This is a genomic window from Natroniella sp. ANB-PHB2 (genome assembly GCF_046097105.1).
Lineage (GTDB): Bacteria > Bacillota > Halanaerobiia > Halobacteroidales > Halobacteroidaceae > Natroniella.
Window position 1 is genome coordinate 2,169,331 of sequence record NZ_CP175562.1, and the last position, 14,039, is coordinate 2,183,369.

The following is a 14,039-nucleotide window of genomic DNA, read 5'->3' on the forward strand; positions in this document are numbered from 1 at the left end:
TCATGATAGCTTATATAATATTTAAATTGTAATGGTATGAATTAACTCCCTCCTTAGATAACAAAATAAAATCACCTTACTACCGAATTTTCGATAAAAATCAATCTAATCCTTCTTTTTGTTCAATTTTTTCACCTTAACACCGATTTACCTTAATTACAAGTACAGTCATATCATCCTTTATCTCTTCATTTTCAACCTTAGCTTTATCCAAAATATATTGTGCCAATGACTGTGGATCATCAATCAAATTATTTTTAAGAACCTTTAAAATCCACTCTTCTTTAATTGTTAAATTTCTCTTAGCATCTAAAACCCCATCCGTTAACATAATTATTAAGTCCCCACCTTGCAGTTGCAAAGAGGTTGGCTCTACCTCAACCTGATTCAAGATTCCAACAGGTAAAGAAGTTGATTTTACCATACTAATATCAGAATCACGTTTAATAAAGCTAGATGCTGAACCCACTTTGATAAATTTAGCTGCTCCAGTTACCTGATCAATATTTAACAAATCTATTGTAGCAAAGGTATCTTGTTGTGTTCTAACTTCTAAGATTGAATTAACACTTTCTAACACTACCTCATAGCTTAAGCCAGCTGTTAACATCTTATCTAACAAACTTATGGCACTCCGACTTTGTTGATAAGCTTTTGAACCAATACCCATACCATCACTCAAAATAGCAAAAAAATTACCATCTTTTCGCCTAAAAAAGGTGTAATTATCTCCCGAGACATCACCTTGCTGACTTAAAGTAGCTACTCCACCTTGAAAATCATATTTGCTATCAGGCATAAATTGACAAGTACAATTAGACTTATCAATTTGATATCCACACTCACTCCATCCTAAACTTAAATTATGATCTAGTCTACTATTTAATAGAGGAATCATCTGCTTTGTACATTCTTGACTTCCATTACAGCTTTGTTTTGTAATAGTAATTTCTAGTTCTTCATCATTATAATTAGTAGTTAAAACTTCGTTAACCAAAATTCCATTATCCTTTAATAAAGAAAAGATATCGTTTTCTAACTCTTCATCTTCTTCTACCTTAATTGTTAAATTCTTCGTTAATTGATCAACAACATTAGACATCCCCGTTAACTGTTTCAGCAAAAGCTCTTCCCTGCTCTTTATTCTATCTTTCCAATAACTATTTAATTCATTCATTTTGATAAACTGATTAATTTCAGTAACCAACTTAATCTTTCTTACACAATCTGTCTTCATCTGTTCTTTTAAATCATCCACTAACAATTCACCTTTATCTTCACCAAGGATCAATATATCAAATAATGAATTATAAGTCTTATAAAAAGAATCCTGCCAACAAGACTTATACAATCCACATTGTTTACAGACCTTATCTGTAATTATATCTAAAAAAACACCCAAATTACCTATACTATTTTGTTCTAATTTATTTTGACCAGTCTCAATTGATGAAAACATTTGAGCTAATTCAGTAAAAATATTAGAAAAATCATTAATTCTTTCTTTGAAGAAAGTTTCTGATTTTTTATTTTTTAATTTTTTAGCACGTTTTTGTTTATTAATTAACTCTTCAAAAGAAACAATAATTGACTTTGGGGTTACTAATAAAATAAAACCAGCAATCAACCCTTCTTGAGTCAAAGCTATAATATATCCAACTTCAGTAATAAATAATGTATAAATTATACTACTTAATAAAAAACCACTGATCACTCCTAATTTATTTTGCTTTTGAAAATTACCAGCAATTAAACCAGCTAAAGCATAGTTTCCTACCAACGGGGCCAATTCTAAATAAGAAATACTATAAATAAAACCAATTAAAACACCTATAACAGTTGCTAATTTAAATCCAGCAATTAAAGCAGTTAACATAATAGAATAAGAAGCAATTATTCTAGCTAAATTTATATTTCCAATCTGTTGAATAGATAGATCACTCATAAGTAGCCCAAAAGTTAAGCCTACTGCTAGTAAGCTTTTTACTACTAATTTATTCTCTCTTTCTATTAAAGTTAATAAGTTAGGAGTTAATCTTAATACTAGCAATGTAATTAAAGATATTAGTAAGACTTCAGAAAAGAAATTGACAATTATAGGTAAGGAAAAATCAAATATTAAATCAGGCATTCTAACTATTACAGAACTAACCCCAACTAAAAAAGTAAAAAACAAGACTCCTCTTTCACTTTTCTTTGAAAAATATCGGTTGCTAAATAATAATAATAAAATACTGGATATATATTTCAATCCACCCCAACCTAATTGACTTGTATAACCAAGGCTGACTCCAAATAGAATAAAGGTTAACTTCTTTAAAGCTAATTCTCCTTTCTGCCATTGATAAAAAAAGATCGCTAAGTAACTGACTCCAAAAGGCATTAAATCATTTAAAATAATTGCTCTCCCTAACAAAAAACCAATTAAAGCTAATGTAAAGTTAATAATTGGTGTTTTATCCTTTAAAATAAAGTTGCCTTTTTTCTTATCTTGTAAGCTATCCTGTCGCTGATAAATAGGTAAGTCTAAACCTTTCACAATAATCCCCCTTGTCCAATTTACATTTTTTGTAAGGTCTAGATATATTATACACCTATTCTTAAGAATAATTTGTCGAATAGCCAAACTAATCCTTCTAAAAATATTGACAAACATATACAAAAAAACAAAATCGAATTCAACAATAATTTATGGTAAATTAAGTGATTAAAAATAAATTTCTCAACAACTCTTCAAAAATTGTTTCCTAATAAATAAAGAGAGAGTACTTCCCTCGAGGGAAGTACTCTCTCTTTATTTATATCGATTTATTAATTTCTTAGTTGGTAGCGGCGGAGGGACTTGAACCCCCGACTCTGCGGGTATGAACCGCATGCTCTAGCCAACTGAGCTACACCGCCATAGAAATTTATTTAATATTTTACATTTAATATTGAGTAATTTTTAAGATCTTGAACTTAACTATTAGTTATTCAATATTAAATATTCATTGCTTTTAACTTGGTTGCACTTCTGCAAGCACTACCATCATAAAATATTTTGGTTGCACTTCTGCAAGCACCACAATTATAAACTATTTTGGTTGCGGGGGATGGATTCGAACCAACGACCTCCGGGTTATGAGCCCGACGAGCTACCAGCTGCTCTACCCCGCGACAAAAGTTCATTTAATATTTTATATCTAATATTAAATAATGAAAACCTAAAAAATTTAAATAATCTTGATTTTCAATTATTAAATATTCAATATTATTTATCTTCTGTTTTAAAGATGGTGCCGGGGGTCGGACTCGAACCGACACGGGCACGAAAGTCCCATCGGATTTTAAGTCCGATGCGTCTGCCAATTCCGCCACCCCGGCATGTTTAAATTGTATATTTCCTAAGCGACAATTAGTATTATAGTATATCATGGCCCTTCAGTCAATTGATTAAATCACCCATTATAGCTGATTACATTTGTTTAACACGTCTTTACTTCTGTATACTCCTTTAAAACCTAATGTTCGATTAAATATGTTTTTTGATGATTCCCTCTAAAACCCCTGCTTCACTAACTTGAATTTGCTCTGAATCAGTCTCCTCCATTATTTTCAAAAGAATAATTATTCCTGGTAATATTATATCAGCCCGTTTGGGTTGTAACCCCGGTACTTTTTTTCTCTCTATTAGAGATAAACTGGCTAACTTATTAAATATTCTTTTTATGGAATTCCTAGTTAAAAAATAACCATCTACCTTCTTTCGATTATAAGAATCTAGTTCCAACTCAATTGCCACTAAGGTAGTTATTGTACCACCTACTCCCAATAATTGCGAATTTTTTCTCTTATCAATATTTTCTTTTATCATTCTTTCTGCTAACAAATTCATTTTGGTAAAATCATCATCATATCTTTCTGTCAAGCGTACTGCCCCTAAATTTATACTTATATATTCTTCTAATTTATTCTTCGCTCCATAAATGAATTCAGTACTCCCTCCTCCAATATCAACTGCTAAAACTTGCTCCTCTAATTTAGAAATTGAAGAAGTAATCCCTAAGTAAGATAATCTAGCTTCTTCCTTCCCACTAACAACTTTGATCTCAAAACCAACTTCTTCCTTAACTCGTTGCAAAAATTCTTGTTGGTTAATAGCATCCCTAACCGCACTTGTAGCTACTACATAAGAGGCTGCATTAAATTGCTTAATAACCTTTTGATAACTTTTAAGCACTCCAATAGTTCGCTCAATCGCATCATGGTTAAGATAACTATTTTGATAACTACCTGCTCCTAAACGAGGGGTTTCTAACCTACTAGCTAATCTCTTTAATTGCTGACTCTTTTCTTCTGCAATTAATAACCTTACAGAGTTAGTCCCGATATCAATTGCTGCTATTGACAATTTTATTCCTCCTCTCCTATACACTTCGAAGAACAATCTTTTGAATCTAAAGTGCCAAATCTATCTTGTAATAAATCATCTACTATTTGACCTACTGGATTGATCGAATCAACTAGATAATGGGCATAGTGCGTGTGTAAACATTTAATTCCTCCAAAATCCATAATCCCTCCTACTCCAGATCTCTTTAAAACATTAAATTGACCTTCATTTTCTTCTTTTAATCTAGCTAATAGTTGTTGATCAGCTAATTCTACCCTCTGCTTTGCATAATTTTGATGGGCTTGTTTTAATTTATCTGCTAACTTTTGATCTGATTTAATCTTTTTTTGAACCTTCTGAACCATTCCCTCGCCCTCTAACCTACCAATTCTATAATTTAATTCAGAACATGTTAGCCAAAATGTTGTAGGAAAGATTCCAAAACTATCACCTTTGACCAAAATAGGTTTTGTAATAATAACTTGAGGGCAACCAGCTGCACATTGCTTAGCAATCTCAGCAACATTCCTTGGCTCTCTTCCTAGTTGTTTAGTTAAAATTTTTAATTGCTTTTGAGTTAATTTCATCTTCTTTGACTCCTTTCAAATATAAAGAAACACCCTCAAATAAATTTGAGGGTGTATATATTAACACTTAGCCTAATTTATAATTTATATTAACGACTTTGACCGCTTCTTTTTTCCAAACTACGTCTCAGGTCTTGTTGTCGTTGTTCACTTTCTTTCATAAAATCAGATAGCCTATCTTCAAAAGACTTCTTAGGAACTGTTTTAAACTTCTTCTTTTTATTGTCTAATTGCTTAATGGATAAACCAATCTTTCCATCATCATCAATAGAAATAACCTTAACTTTGATCTTTTCTTTCATTTTTAAGTAATTGCTAACATCTTTAACATAAGTATCAGCTACTTCAGAGATATGAACTAGACCAGTTTCACCTCCATCTAATTCAATAAATGCCCCAAAGTTTGTAATACCTGTTACTACCCCTTCTACAGTAGATCCAACCTCAATTGACATACTTAAAAAATTCCTCCTCATAAAATTTTATATGTGAACCCTCACATTAATATTTCATATTATACACTATATTTTAAGTTGTGTCAAATAATTAAAAATCCATGGTTAATGATATTCGGCCTCTAGAAGAATCTATCTCTAAGATTTTAACCTGAACATTATCTCCTATTGTAACAATCTCTAGTGGATCAGTTACATACTGATCACTAAGTTCAGAAATATGTACTAAACCATCTTCTTTAACTCCTATATCCACAAAAGCTCCAAAATCAACTACATTTCGCACAGTACCAGATAGTATCATATCTGATTTTAAGTCTTCTATCGCTAAAACTTCTTCCCTAAAAATTGGTTTAGGCAACTTATCTCTAGGATCACGTCCCGGTTTTAATAAAGATTCTTTTATATCTATTAATGTGGGTAAACCAACTTCCAACTCTTCACTTATATCAATAAGGGTGGAATCTTTTAAAGACTGCTTTAATTCTTTTGAAGCTGATTTATCACTTAGATCTTGAAGTTCAAAGTTGAATTTTTGCAATAATTCTTCTGCTATTTGATAAGACTCAGGATGAATAGCAGTTCCATCTAAATGATTTGTTCCATCCTTAATTCTCAAAAAACCTGCTGCTTGAGTAAAGGTCTTTGGTCCTAACCGATAGACTTCTTTTAACTCCTCTCTATTTTTAAACCCTTCATTTTCCTCTCTATATTCAATAATATTCTCAGCTACTCCAGAATTAATACCTGCTACATACGCTAATAATGCACTAGAAGCAGAGTTTAAGTCAACCCCTACATAATTAACAACCGACTCTATAACTGTCTCTAATGCTCCTTCTAAACGAGACTGGCTAATATCATGCTGATACATTCCAACTCCAATATGCTTAGGATTAATTTTTACTAGTTCGGCTAAGGGATCTTGTAACCTCCTCCCAATTGAAATAGCACCACGCATTGCAACATCCAACTCTGGAAATTCAACTCCTGCTAATTTAGAGGCAGAGTAGACAGAGGCTCCTGCTTCATTAACAATAATATATTTCAAATCTATCTTTAATTCTTGAATTAATTCTGTTACTAACTTCTCCGTTTCTCGACAAGCAGTTCCATTCCCAATAGCGATTATATTTATTTGATATTGATTGATTAAATCAATCAATATCTCTTTTGCTTTTTTCTTATTATTTTGTGGTGCATGAGGATAAATAGTCTCTGTTATTAACAGTTCACCAAATCGATCAAGTACTGCTACCTTACAACCAGTTCTAAATGCCGGATCAAGTGCCAATACTTTTTTATTTTTTAACGGAGGCTGTAATAACAAATTTCTTAAGTTTTCACTAAATACATTAATTGCATGTTCTTCAGCTTGATCTGTCAAATAATTTCTAATCTCTCTTTCAATTGCTGGGCCAATCAAGCGATAATAAGAATCCTCAATAGCTAATTTCAACTCTTCTTCAAAAATCGAATCTCCAATTATAAACTCATTCTCTAACTTATTAATGATCTTCTCATCTTGTGAAATCACTTTAACCTGTAAGATATCTTCCTTCTCTCCTCGGTTAAGAGCTAATACTCGATAGGGAGGTACCTTTTGAACCTGCTCTTGATAATCATAATAGATTTCATAGTCACTTTCTTCTTCCTCCCCCTTATTTTTAGACATTAATTGCCCCTCATGCAAAGTTATTTGCCGGGCCAACCTCCTACTACTAGCTTGATCAGCAACATATTCTGCTACAATATCACGTACTCCTGCTAAAACATCCTCTAAAGTATTTAAATCTTGCTCAGAGTTTAAATACTCAAGACAAACTTCTTCACTAGAACCAGACTTTATCTCTTGTGCTAAAAAATCTTTAGCTAATGGCTCTAAACCTTTTTCCTTAGCTATCGTAGCCCTTGTTCTTCTTTTAGGACGATAAGGGCGATAGATATCATCTAACTCCTGTAACTTAGTAGCTTGATTAATTTGAGCCTCTAACTCAGTAGTTAATTTATCTTGATTAGCAATTGAGTTAGCAATCTCTTTTTTTCTCTTCTGCAGCCTTTCTAAATATTCCCACCTTGATTTCAACTTCCTCAAAGTTATTTCATCTAACTTGCCAGTTGCTTCTTTTCTATAACGAGCTATAAAAGGAATAGTATTTCCTTTCTCTAACAACTTAATAGTCCGTTTAACTTGTCCAATTTCCAAATTTAATTCTACAGCCAATTGTTTTTCTAAATTGAATTTCACTTATTTCCCTCCTAGCTTCTCAATCATCTATAATAATATATAATATTTCCCCTTCTTCTACCAATCCTAATTCATTTCTAGCTACCTGTTTTATAAACTCTCTTGAATTAACGTGCTCAATCTGTTTCTCAAGTTCTCTTTTATTAAGATTAACTTCCTCAATTTCTTCTTCAATGTTTACAATCTTTTCTTTTAACCTCTTTTGCTCTAAACTACCTTGATAGAAATTAAAGATGCTTCCAACTAAAAAAAATAACCCTCCAATTAAAACTATCACTTTAAATAATCTAGCTTTAATGGCTTTCATTACTTCACCTCTCTATCTAATCCTTTAATTAATACTTTTATTTATATTCTAGATTAAAAATATTTTATCCTGCAAACTATCTTTTAAATACCTTCTTTAACTTTTCTTTAATTCCTATCAGGATTAAATTCAATCTATCATAAACTAATAACATTATTCTTTTTATTTGATAATAAATTATCTTAATAGTTCTAACTACTCGCTGTAAAAAACTAATAATATACTTACTGATCGTTAAATAATAAATTACTTCTCCACTAATTACCCCTATAAATATATATAGTCTAACCTGCCCTTGATTACTATAAATCAAACCTAAAAATACAAATAATGTAACTGCCAGGGAAAATAATAGGTCAAATAAGTCAGTAGTAATTCTACCTAATTGAAAATTTCCTCTAATGACACGATAAAAATCAAAAAAAAACCCAATGATCAACCCTACTATCATCATATTTACAAAAGTAAACACTTGTAATCTCAACGAAACCATAATCTTTTCCTCCTAAGATTGAACTATTTAAATAATCGTTTAATAACCCCTCCTTTATTCAACTCTTGGTCATACTTTAACTCTATGATATAACCATCTACACTTAATTTTGAACTATCTAGATCAAGTTGATTGATATGTAACTCTTCTCCAATAATTACTAGACTTCCTAAATTAGTTTCTAATAATATCTTAGTTTCATTAAAATTAATAACGTCCACTACTCCAGTTAATTTTAATAACCTACGATCAACCAACTCTAGTTTTTGATCATTACTACTGCTTTCTGTCATCTTCTCCCTCCTCTCTCACTCAATATTTATGTTGCTAATAATGGTTCTATTCAAAAAAATAAAGTTACCTTTCGGTAACTTTATTTCAAGTAAAAATTTTGAAGTTTTAAATAAGCAACATAAATAAAGGAGCAATAAATACAGTAATCAAACCAGCCACACCAATCGCTAAACTGCTCATTGCTCCTTGTGTTTCACCCAACTCCATTGCTTTAGCAGTTCCAACAGCATGAGAAGCACTTCCCATAGCAACCCCAACAGCTACTTTATCTTTAATTTTAAAGATTTTACAGACCGTTGGCCCTATAACTGCTCCTAAAACTCCAGTCATCAATACAATTGCTACTGTAATAGCAGGTATCCCACCTATTTGCTCCGAAACTTCCATTGCAATTGGGGTAGTAACTGATTTAGGAACTACCGAAAGAGCAACCAAATCTGAAAGCCCAAATAACTTTGCTAAAAACCAACCACTAGTAATTGCAACTGTACAACCTACCGTTACACCAATTAAAATCGAAACTAAATTCGTCTTTAATAGCTCTAACTTTTTATACAAAGGAACTGCTAAAATTACTGTAGCTGGCCCTAAAAGAAAATCAATAATCTCTCCTCCTTGATTATAATACTTAACATCAATATCAAAAAACAATAATACTCCAATTATTGCCACTACACTGACCAGCAATGGATTAAAGAGTGTAATTTTAGTCTTTTGTTTAAGAAAAAGACCTAGTTCAAAAAATAAAATTGAAATAATAATTCCAAAATAAGGTGTATTTAGAAATTGAATCATAAATCTTGCCTCCCTTGATTAGCTTCAGTTTCATCATTGGATAATATATCAAAAGAATGATTTTTAATTTTTCTATTAGAAAATCGACGTAATGCTTGAATTGTTGTCCCGGTAGATGCTATTACTAAAGTTGTTGATATACTGAATACTGCTAAGATAGGAATGAATTGTCCTTGCATAACATCAAGACTACTAATTAAATTAACTCCTGCTGGAATGAAAAAGAAAGCTAAATGAGTTAATAAAAAATCACTTACTTTATCTATCATCTCTAGCTTAAGAATTCCACTCATTAAAGAGATTAAAAGAATAATCATTCCTACTACATTACCGGGCACTGAAAGACTAAAAAAATCACTGATAAACTCTCCTAGCGAAGAAATCGTAATAATTATTAATATTTGTCTAAGTAAGATCATAATTTACTTCTCCCCCAACTTTTTTAAATTAGATTACTTATCATATGGTCTGACCAGTAACCCCAAGTTAAATTATATTAACTTTTAATTAACTTCTCTGACCAAATTAAGTGTTCAACCATATTTTCTTTAGCCTTCAATCTATCTCCATCTTTAATAGCTTGATAAATTCTGCTGTGCTGTCTGATAAAAGTTTCATTCTTATCTTTATCATTTACCATTTTTTCTATCACATTAGCAAGATAAAGATTGATAACATCAGAAATAGAATCTAAGAGTCTATAAATCAACTTATTACCTGTTGTTTTAGCTAAAGCACAATGAAAGCCTCGGTCAGCTCTTCGGCTATTAATTGCATCTCCTCTACTCTTTTTCATTAAGTCTAAATATTCTTTCATCTCCTTTAAAGCTCTTTGTTCAGATCGCCTTGCTGCTAAATCAGCACTGCTAGTTTCTATCACTTTTCTTAATTCAATTAAATCTTGATTAACATTCTCTTCAACCATAAATAATAGCGATAGTGGTTTTAAGAAGTTATCATCTACACTCTCCTTAATAAAAGTTCCTTCTCCATGTCTACTTTCAATCAATCCAACCATCTCTAATGCACTAAAAGCCTCTCGTAACGATGAACGACTAACATTTAACTCCGCAGTTAACTTTCGTTCAGAGGGTAACTTATCACCTTTTTTTAATTGACCTTGATAGACCATCTGTTTAATTTGCTCAATAATCTGTTGATAAACCTTTTTGTCTTGAACTGGGTTAAATTCCACCTATGACCTCTCCTTATTGATCACAATTAATACTCAATTTACAATGAATATCAGAACCGTGAATCATTTATTTAAACAAACTCCCACCCTTAACTAAGAATTTAAGCTCTTAGATAAAGTGGGAGTTTATAAACAACAACCTTATAAAGTCATATCCACTTTTTTACTTTCAATTATCAAATTAACTTTATATCTATTATATTACCTTTTATTTACTTTGTCAATCTCCATAAAATCAAAAATAGTCAAGCTTCATCTTGAACTTATATCAAACTAAAGTTGAATAAGCATTTATTTATTAAAAACAACTAAAAATATTACCTTACTAATTCCATCATATCATTTTTTAATCTTGATAACTTCTCTCCTGCCATCTTTTCTGTCTCTCCTACAACTGAAAAGTAGAATTTTATCTTAGGCTCTGTTCCTGAAGGTCTAACCGTTACTAAACTATCATCTGCTAATTTAAATTGTAATACATTTGACTCTGGCAAATCTAATTCAGACTCTTGCTCAGTTTCTAACTCATAGCTTTTCCCTACTAAATAATCCTTTTTGATTACTACTTGTTGATTACTTATTTCTCGTGGACTATCTTCCCTTAATCTTTTTAAAATCAGTTCTATTTGCTCTTCACCTTCTTTTCCAGGCATCTTTAATGCTTCTAAATCCTCTTTATAATACCCATACTCTTCATATAACCTTGCCATCTCTTGATAAATAGAACTACCTTGCTGTTGATAATAAAGGGCCATCTCTGCAATTAGCATAGTTGCTACTACTGCATCTTTATCACGAGCATGAGTTCCATATAAATAACCATAACTATTCTTCCCTTAATCTTTTTAAAATCAGTTCTATTTGCTCTTCACCTTCTTTTCCAGGCATCTTTAATGCTTCTAAATCCTCTTTATAATACCCATACTCTTCATATAACCTTGCCATCTCTTGATAAATAGAACTACCTTGCTGTTGATAATAAAGGGCCATCTCTGCAATTAGCATAGTTGCTACTACTGCATCTTTATCACGAGCATGAGTTCCATATAAATAACCATAACTTTCTTCAAAACCAAAAATAAATTCATAATCATATTTTCCGTCTTCAAACTCTTTGATCTTTTCTCCGATATTTAATCATCTCTGTGGTTACAATTGTTTTAATGATTACTCCATTATCAGGAATCTGATTTAATGAATTGAGTATGTAATCTGTCAACAAAATTCCAACTTGATTGCCATTTAAAAAAGCCCATTCATCTTGGTCATCTTTAACTGCTATCCCTACTCGATCTGCATCAGGATCATGAGCCATAATCAAATCAGCATCTTTTTGTCGGGCCAACTCAATTGCCAACTCAAAGACTGCTGGTTCCTCTGGATTAGGATAATCTACAGTAGAAAATTCAGGATCTGGTTCTTCCTGTTCAGATACAATATGTAGATTTTCAAAGCCAAGTTCCTCAAAAATTTCTCTTCTGTACTGGAATGTTTCCTGTTCCATGCAATGGAGTAAAGACAATATCAAAATCAGAGCCTGCTTCTGCAACCAACTCTGGTTTCAAAGCTAAACCTTCTAAGGTCTGAATATAATTATCATCTAATTTTTGAGGAATAATTTCAAATAATCCTTCTGCTTGAGCCTCTTCTTTAGAAATACTTTTAACCTGCCCAAAGCTTTCTATTGCATTAACTTCACCAATGATTCCTGTGTCATGAGGCGATACAACCTGAGCTCCATCTTCCCAGTAGACTTTGTATCCATTATACTCAGGAGGGTTATGACTAGCTGTAACCATAATTCCAGCTGTTGCCTTTAACTGCCTAACTGTAAAAGAAAGCTGTGGTGTAGGGCGTAGACCATCAAACAGATAAGCCTTAATTCCATTAGCAGCCAATACAAGAGCAGCTTCTACAGCAAACTCTCGTGACTTATATCTTGGATCATGAGAAATAACGACCCCTTTAGACTTATCTCCTTCTTTAGCAATATAGTTGGCTAACCCTTGTGTTGCCTTTCTAATAGTGTAGATATTAACTCTATTAGTACCAGCTCCAATAATCCCTCTCATGCCACCGGTTCCAAAATCTAAATCTTTATAGAACCTCTCTTCTATCTCCTCTTCATCACCAGATATTGCTTCTAACTCTTCTTTGATTTGTTGATCAAAGTAATCACTCTCTAACCACTGATTATATTTCACTCGGTAATCCATAAAAAACCTCCTTAACCTTTTTAGTACCCTATCATGATCTATTCTAGATCAAGCCAATAATCCCTGGCAATATATTACATTTTGATCAGTAATATTTGATTAGTAATAATTGAGGACAGCCCTTAATCAAAAATTAAAGGCTTAATCCCACTTCTTCTCTATTTCAACATCCTGAAAATAATATTTAATTATCTCTTCTGCTGAACTACCTTCTTGGCCCATATGATAGGCCCCCCATTGACTCATACCTACACCATGCCCCCATCCACTTCCAATGAATAAAAACCCATCATCTTCTTGCCTTATCTCTTCAACTACCGTAGATTTTAGATTATCCGGGCCAACAAGCGTTCTAAACTCAGCTCCTTTTAAGCGCTTTGTACCTTGATCATGAGCTATATCAAGCTCAACAATCCGACCAGTCTCATCTCGATCAAGAATATTTATATCAGAGACTTGGCTTGCCTCTTCTCCAGCCTCCTCTAAAGCTTGTAATACCTCTTCTTGACTGATCATAACTTGCCAATTTTGAATATCATCAGGTGCTTGGTGATCAGGTGATTCCACACTGACTACATAAGGTGGTTCAGCATCATCATAAGCTAATCCTACCTGTGCACTTGTCGTCTGTCCTGCTGCACTTGAATGGAACCAGGCTCTAATATACTCTCCATTATAAGTAGCTACCAGTCCTCTTGTCTGTTCAACTGCTTCACTAATCTCTGGAGTTATTTGATCTGGATCATAAGCTTGAGCTTTTTCATGTTCTGCACTAATTTTATTCTCTTCTTCTTCCTCCATAAATCTTAAAGTAAAAGTTCTAGCCTTAATCGCCTGAGCTGCATAAGCATTAACTGGCCAATCCGGTTTCATTTCAGCCCCTACAACTCCAGCAACATATTCTTCAATATTCAACTGTTCAGTCGTTCCATCTTCAAATTCAACAGTAATCAATGGTGCATCTCCTTCACCAGCATCCTGGATCTTATCATCCCCAGCGGGATCACAACCTACAAGCAATACCAATAATCCTAAGATAATCAGACTTATACAGATTCTTTTTATCTTCACCACAAC

Annotated in this window: 16 protein-coding genes and 3 tRNA genes; all 19 read right to left on the reverse strand. The window is 32.4% G+C overall.

Translation table 11 applies throughout. The annotated features are described in order from the left end of the window. Nucleotides 1-136 precede the first annotated feature (136 nt). The 19 genes from spoIIE to ACKF5P_RS10860 all read right to left on the reverse strand — a co-directional run bounded on the left by spoIIE (nt 137) and on the right by ACKF5P_RS10860 (nt 14,033). Nucleotides 137-2,539 carry a stage II sporulation protein E gene (gene spoIIE, locus ACKF5P_RS10770; RefSeq protein WP_408955204.1) on the reverse strand — a complete coding sequence of 801 codons (2,403 nt, stop codon included), beginning with the start codon at nt 2,537-2,539 and terminating at the stop codon, nt 137-139. A gap of 285 nt (nt 2,540-2,824) precedes the next feature. Further along, nucleotides 2,825-2,901 (reverse strand) — tRNA-Met (locus ACKF5P_RS10775). A 179-nt stretch (nt 2,902-3,080) separates the two neighbouring features. Then, nucleotides 3,081-3,156: transfer RNA gene (locus ACKF5P_RS10780), tRNA-Met, on the reverse strand. A gap of 117 nt (nt 3,157-3,273) precedes the next feature. Further along, nucleotides 3,274-3,363 (reverse strand) — tRNA-Leu (locus ACKF5P_RS10785). 148 nt (nt 3,364-3,511) lie between these two features. Then, the gene (locus ACKF5P_RS10790; RefSeq protein ID WP_408955205.1) at nt 3,512-4,390 is read right to left on the reverse strand and encodes a Ppx/GppA family phosphatase; all 879 of its coding nucleotides are present in this window, start codon (nt 4,388-4,390) and stop codon (nt 3,512-3,514) included. 2 nt (nt 4,391-4,392) lie between these two features. Then, entirely contained in the window at nt 4,393-4,959 is a 567-nt protein-coding gene (locus ACKF5P_RS10795) for a DUF501 domain-containing protein (protein ID WP_408955206.1), read from the reverse strand. An 89-nt stretch (nt 4,960-5,048) separates the two neighbouring features. After that, nucleotides 5,049-5,414 carry a S1 RNA-binding domain-containing protein gene (locus ACKF5P_RS10800; RefSeq protein WP_408955207.1) on the reverse strand — a complete coding sequence of 122 codons (366 nt, stop codon included), beginning with the start codon at nt 5,412-5,414 and terminating at the stop codon, nt 5,049-5,051. Between the two features lie 91 nt (nt 5,415-5,505). Beyond that, nucleotides 5,506-7,662, reverse strand: coding sequence for a Tex family protein (locus ACKF5P_RS10805; RefSeq protein ID WP_408955208.1), 2,157 nt, complete (start codon nt 7,660-7,662; stop codon nt 5,506-5,508). A 19-nt stretch (nt 7,663-7,681) separates the two neighbouring features. Further along, nucleotides 7,682-7,969: an FtsB family cell division protein gene (locus ACKF5P_RS10810; RefSeq protein ID WP_408955209.1), complete on the reverse strand. Its 288-nt coding sequence runs from the start codon at nt 7,967-7,969 to the stop codon at nt 7,682-7,684. A 76-nt stretch (nt 7,970-8,045) separates the two neighbouring features. Further along, on the reverse strand, nt 8,046-8,462 hold the full coding sequence (yabQ, locus tag ACKF5P_RS10815; protein ID WP_408955210.1) for a spore cortex biosynthesis protein YabQ: 417 nt from the start codon (nt 8,460-8,462) through the stop codon (nt 8,046-8,048). A gap of 23 nt (nt 8,463-8,485) precedes the next feature. Beyond that, on the reverse strand, nt 8,486-8,755 hold the full coding sequence (gene yabP, locus ACKF5P_RS10820) for a sporulation protein YabP (RefSeq protein WP_408955211.1): 270 nt from the start codon (nt 8,753-8,755) through the stop codon (nt 8,486-8,488). 106 nt (nt 8,756-8,861) lie between these two features. Then, complete coding sequence (locus ACKF5P_RS10825; RefSeq protein ID WP_408955212.1) at nt 8,862-9,551, reverse strand: LrgB family protein; 690 nt, start codon at nt 9,549-9,551, stop codon at nt 8,862-8,864. Then, nucleotides 9,548-9,970, reverse strand: a complete 423-nt coding sequence (locus ACKF5P_RS10830) for a CidA/LrgA family protein (protein ID WP_408955213.1) — start codon at nt 9,968-9,970, stop codon at nt 9,548-9,550. Before ACKF5P_RS10830 ends, ACKF5P_RS10825 begins: the two co-directional genes overlap by 4 nt. Nucleotides 9,971-10,047: 77 nt before the next feature. Beyond that, nucleotides 10,048-10,746, reverse strand: a complete 699-nt coding sequence (locus ACKF5P_RS10835) for a FadR/GntR family transcriptional regulator (RefSeq protein ID WP_408955214.1) — start codon at nt 10,744-10,746, stop codon at nt 10,048-10,050. A 317-nt stretch (nt 10,747-11,063) separates the two neighbouring features. After that, nucleotides 11,064-11,516, reverse strand: coding sequence for a hypothetical protein (locus ACKF5P_RS10840; protein ID WP_408955215.1), 453 nt, complete (start codon nt 11,514-11,516; stop codon nt 11,064-11,066). A gap of 55 nt (nt 11,517-11,571) precedes the next feature. Next, nucleotides 11,572-11,877, reverse strand: a complete 306-nt coding sequence (locus ACKF5P_RS10845) for a hypothetical protein (RefSeq protein WP_408956656.1) — start codon at nt 11,875-11,877, stop codon at nt 11,572-11,574. Next, the gene (locus ACKF5P_RS10850) at nt 11,852-12,274 is read right to left on the reverse strand and encodes a hypothetical protein (RefSeq protein ID WP_408955216.1); all 423 of its coding nucleotides are present in this window, start codon (nt 12,272-12,274) and stop codon (nt 11,852-11,854) included. Before ACKF5P_RS10850 ends, ACKF5P_RS10845 begins: the two co-directional genes overlap by 26 nt. Continuing rightward, nucleotides 12,210-12,962 (reverse strand): hypothetical protein, encoded by a 753-nt coding sequence (locus tag ACKF5P_RS10855; RefSeq protein ID WP_408955217.1) that lies wholly within the window; start codon nt 12,960-12,962, stop codon nt 12,210-12,212. The genes ACKF5P_RS10850 and ACKF5P_RS10855 overlap by 65 nt, the downstream gene beginning before the upstream one ends. 141 nt (nt 12,963-13,103) lie before the next feature. Then, nucleotides 13,104-14,033, reverse strand: a complete 930-nt coding sequence (locus ACKF5P_RS10860) for a SpoIID/LytB domain-containing protein (protein ID WP_408955218.1) — start codon at nt 14,031-14,033, stop codon at nt 13,104-13,106. Nucleotides 14,034-14,039 lie beyond the last annotated feature (6 nt).

What these genes read in the sequence shown, in the direction of transcription:
- ACKF5P_RS10795 (WP_408955206.1), bottom strand. Translation starts at nt 4,959, where the DNA reads ATGAAATTAACTCAAAAGCAATTAAAAATTTTAACTAAACAACTAGGA.
- ACKF5P_RS10800 (WP_408955207.1), bottom strand. Translation starts at nt 5,414, where the DNA reads ATGTCAATTGAGGTTGGATCTACTGTAGAAGGGGTAGTAACAGGTATT.
- ACKF5P_RS10810 (WP_408955209.1), bottom strand. Translation starts at nt 7,969, where the DNA reads ATGAAAGCCATTAAAGCTAGATTATTTAAAGTGATAGTTTTAATTGGA.
- yabQ (WP_408955210.1), bottom strand. Translation starts at nt 8,462, where the DNA reads ATGGTTTCGTTGAGATTACAAGTGTTTACTTTTGTAAATATGATGATA.
- yabP (WP_408955211.1), bottom strand. Translation starts at nt 8,755, where the DNA reads ATGACAGAAAGCAGTAGTAATGATCAAAAACTAGAGTTGGTTGATCGT.
- ACKF5P_RS10825 (WP_408955212.1), bottom strand. Translation starts at nt 9,551, where the DNA reads ATGATTCAATTTCTAAATACACCTTATTTTGGAATTATTATTTCAATT.
- ACKF5P_RS10830 (WP_408955213.1), bottom strand. Translation starts at nt 9,970, where the DNA reads ATGATCTTACTTAGACAAATATTAATAATTATTACGATTTCTTCGCTA.
- ACKF5P_RS10840 (WP_408955215.1), bottom strand. Translation starts at nt 11,516, where the DNA reads ATGCTAATTGCAGAGATGGCCCTTTATTATCAACAGCAAGGTAGTTCT.
- ACKF5P_RS10855 (WP_408955217.1), bottom strand. Translation starts at nt 12,962, where the DNA reads ATGGATTACCGAGTGAAATATAATCAGTGGTTAGAGAGTGATTACTTT.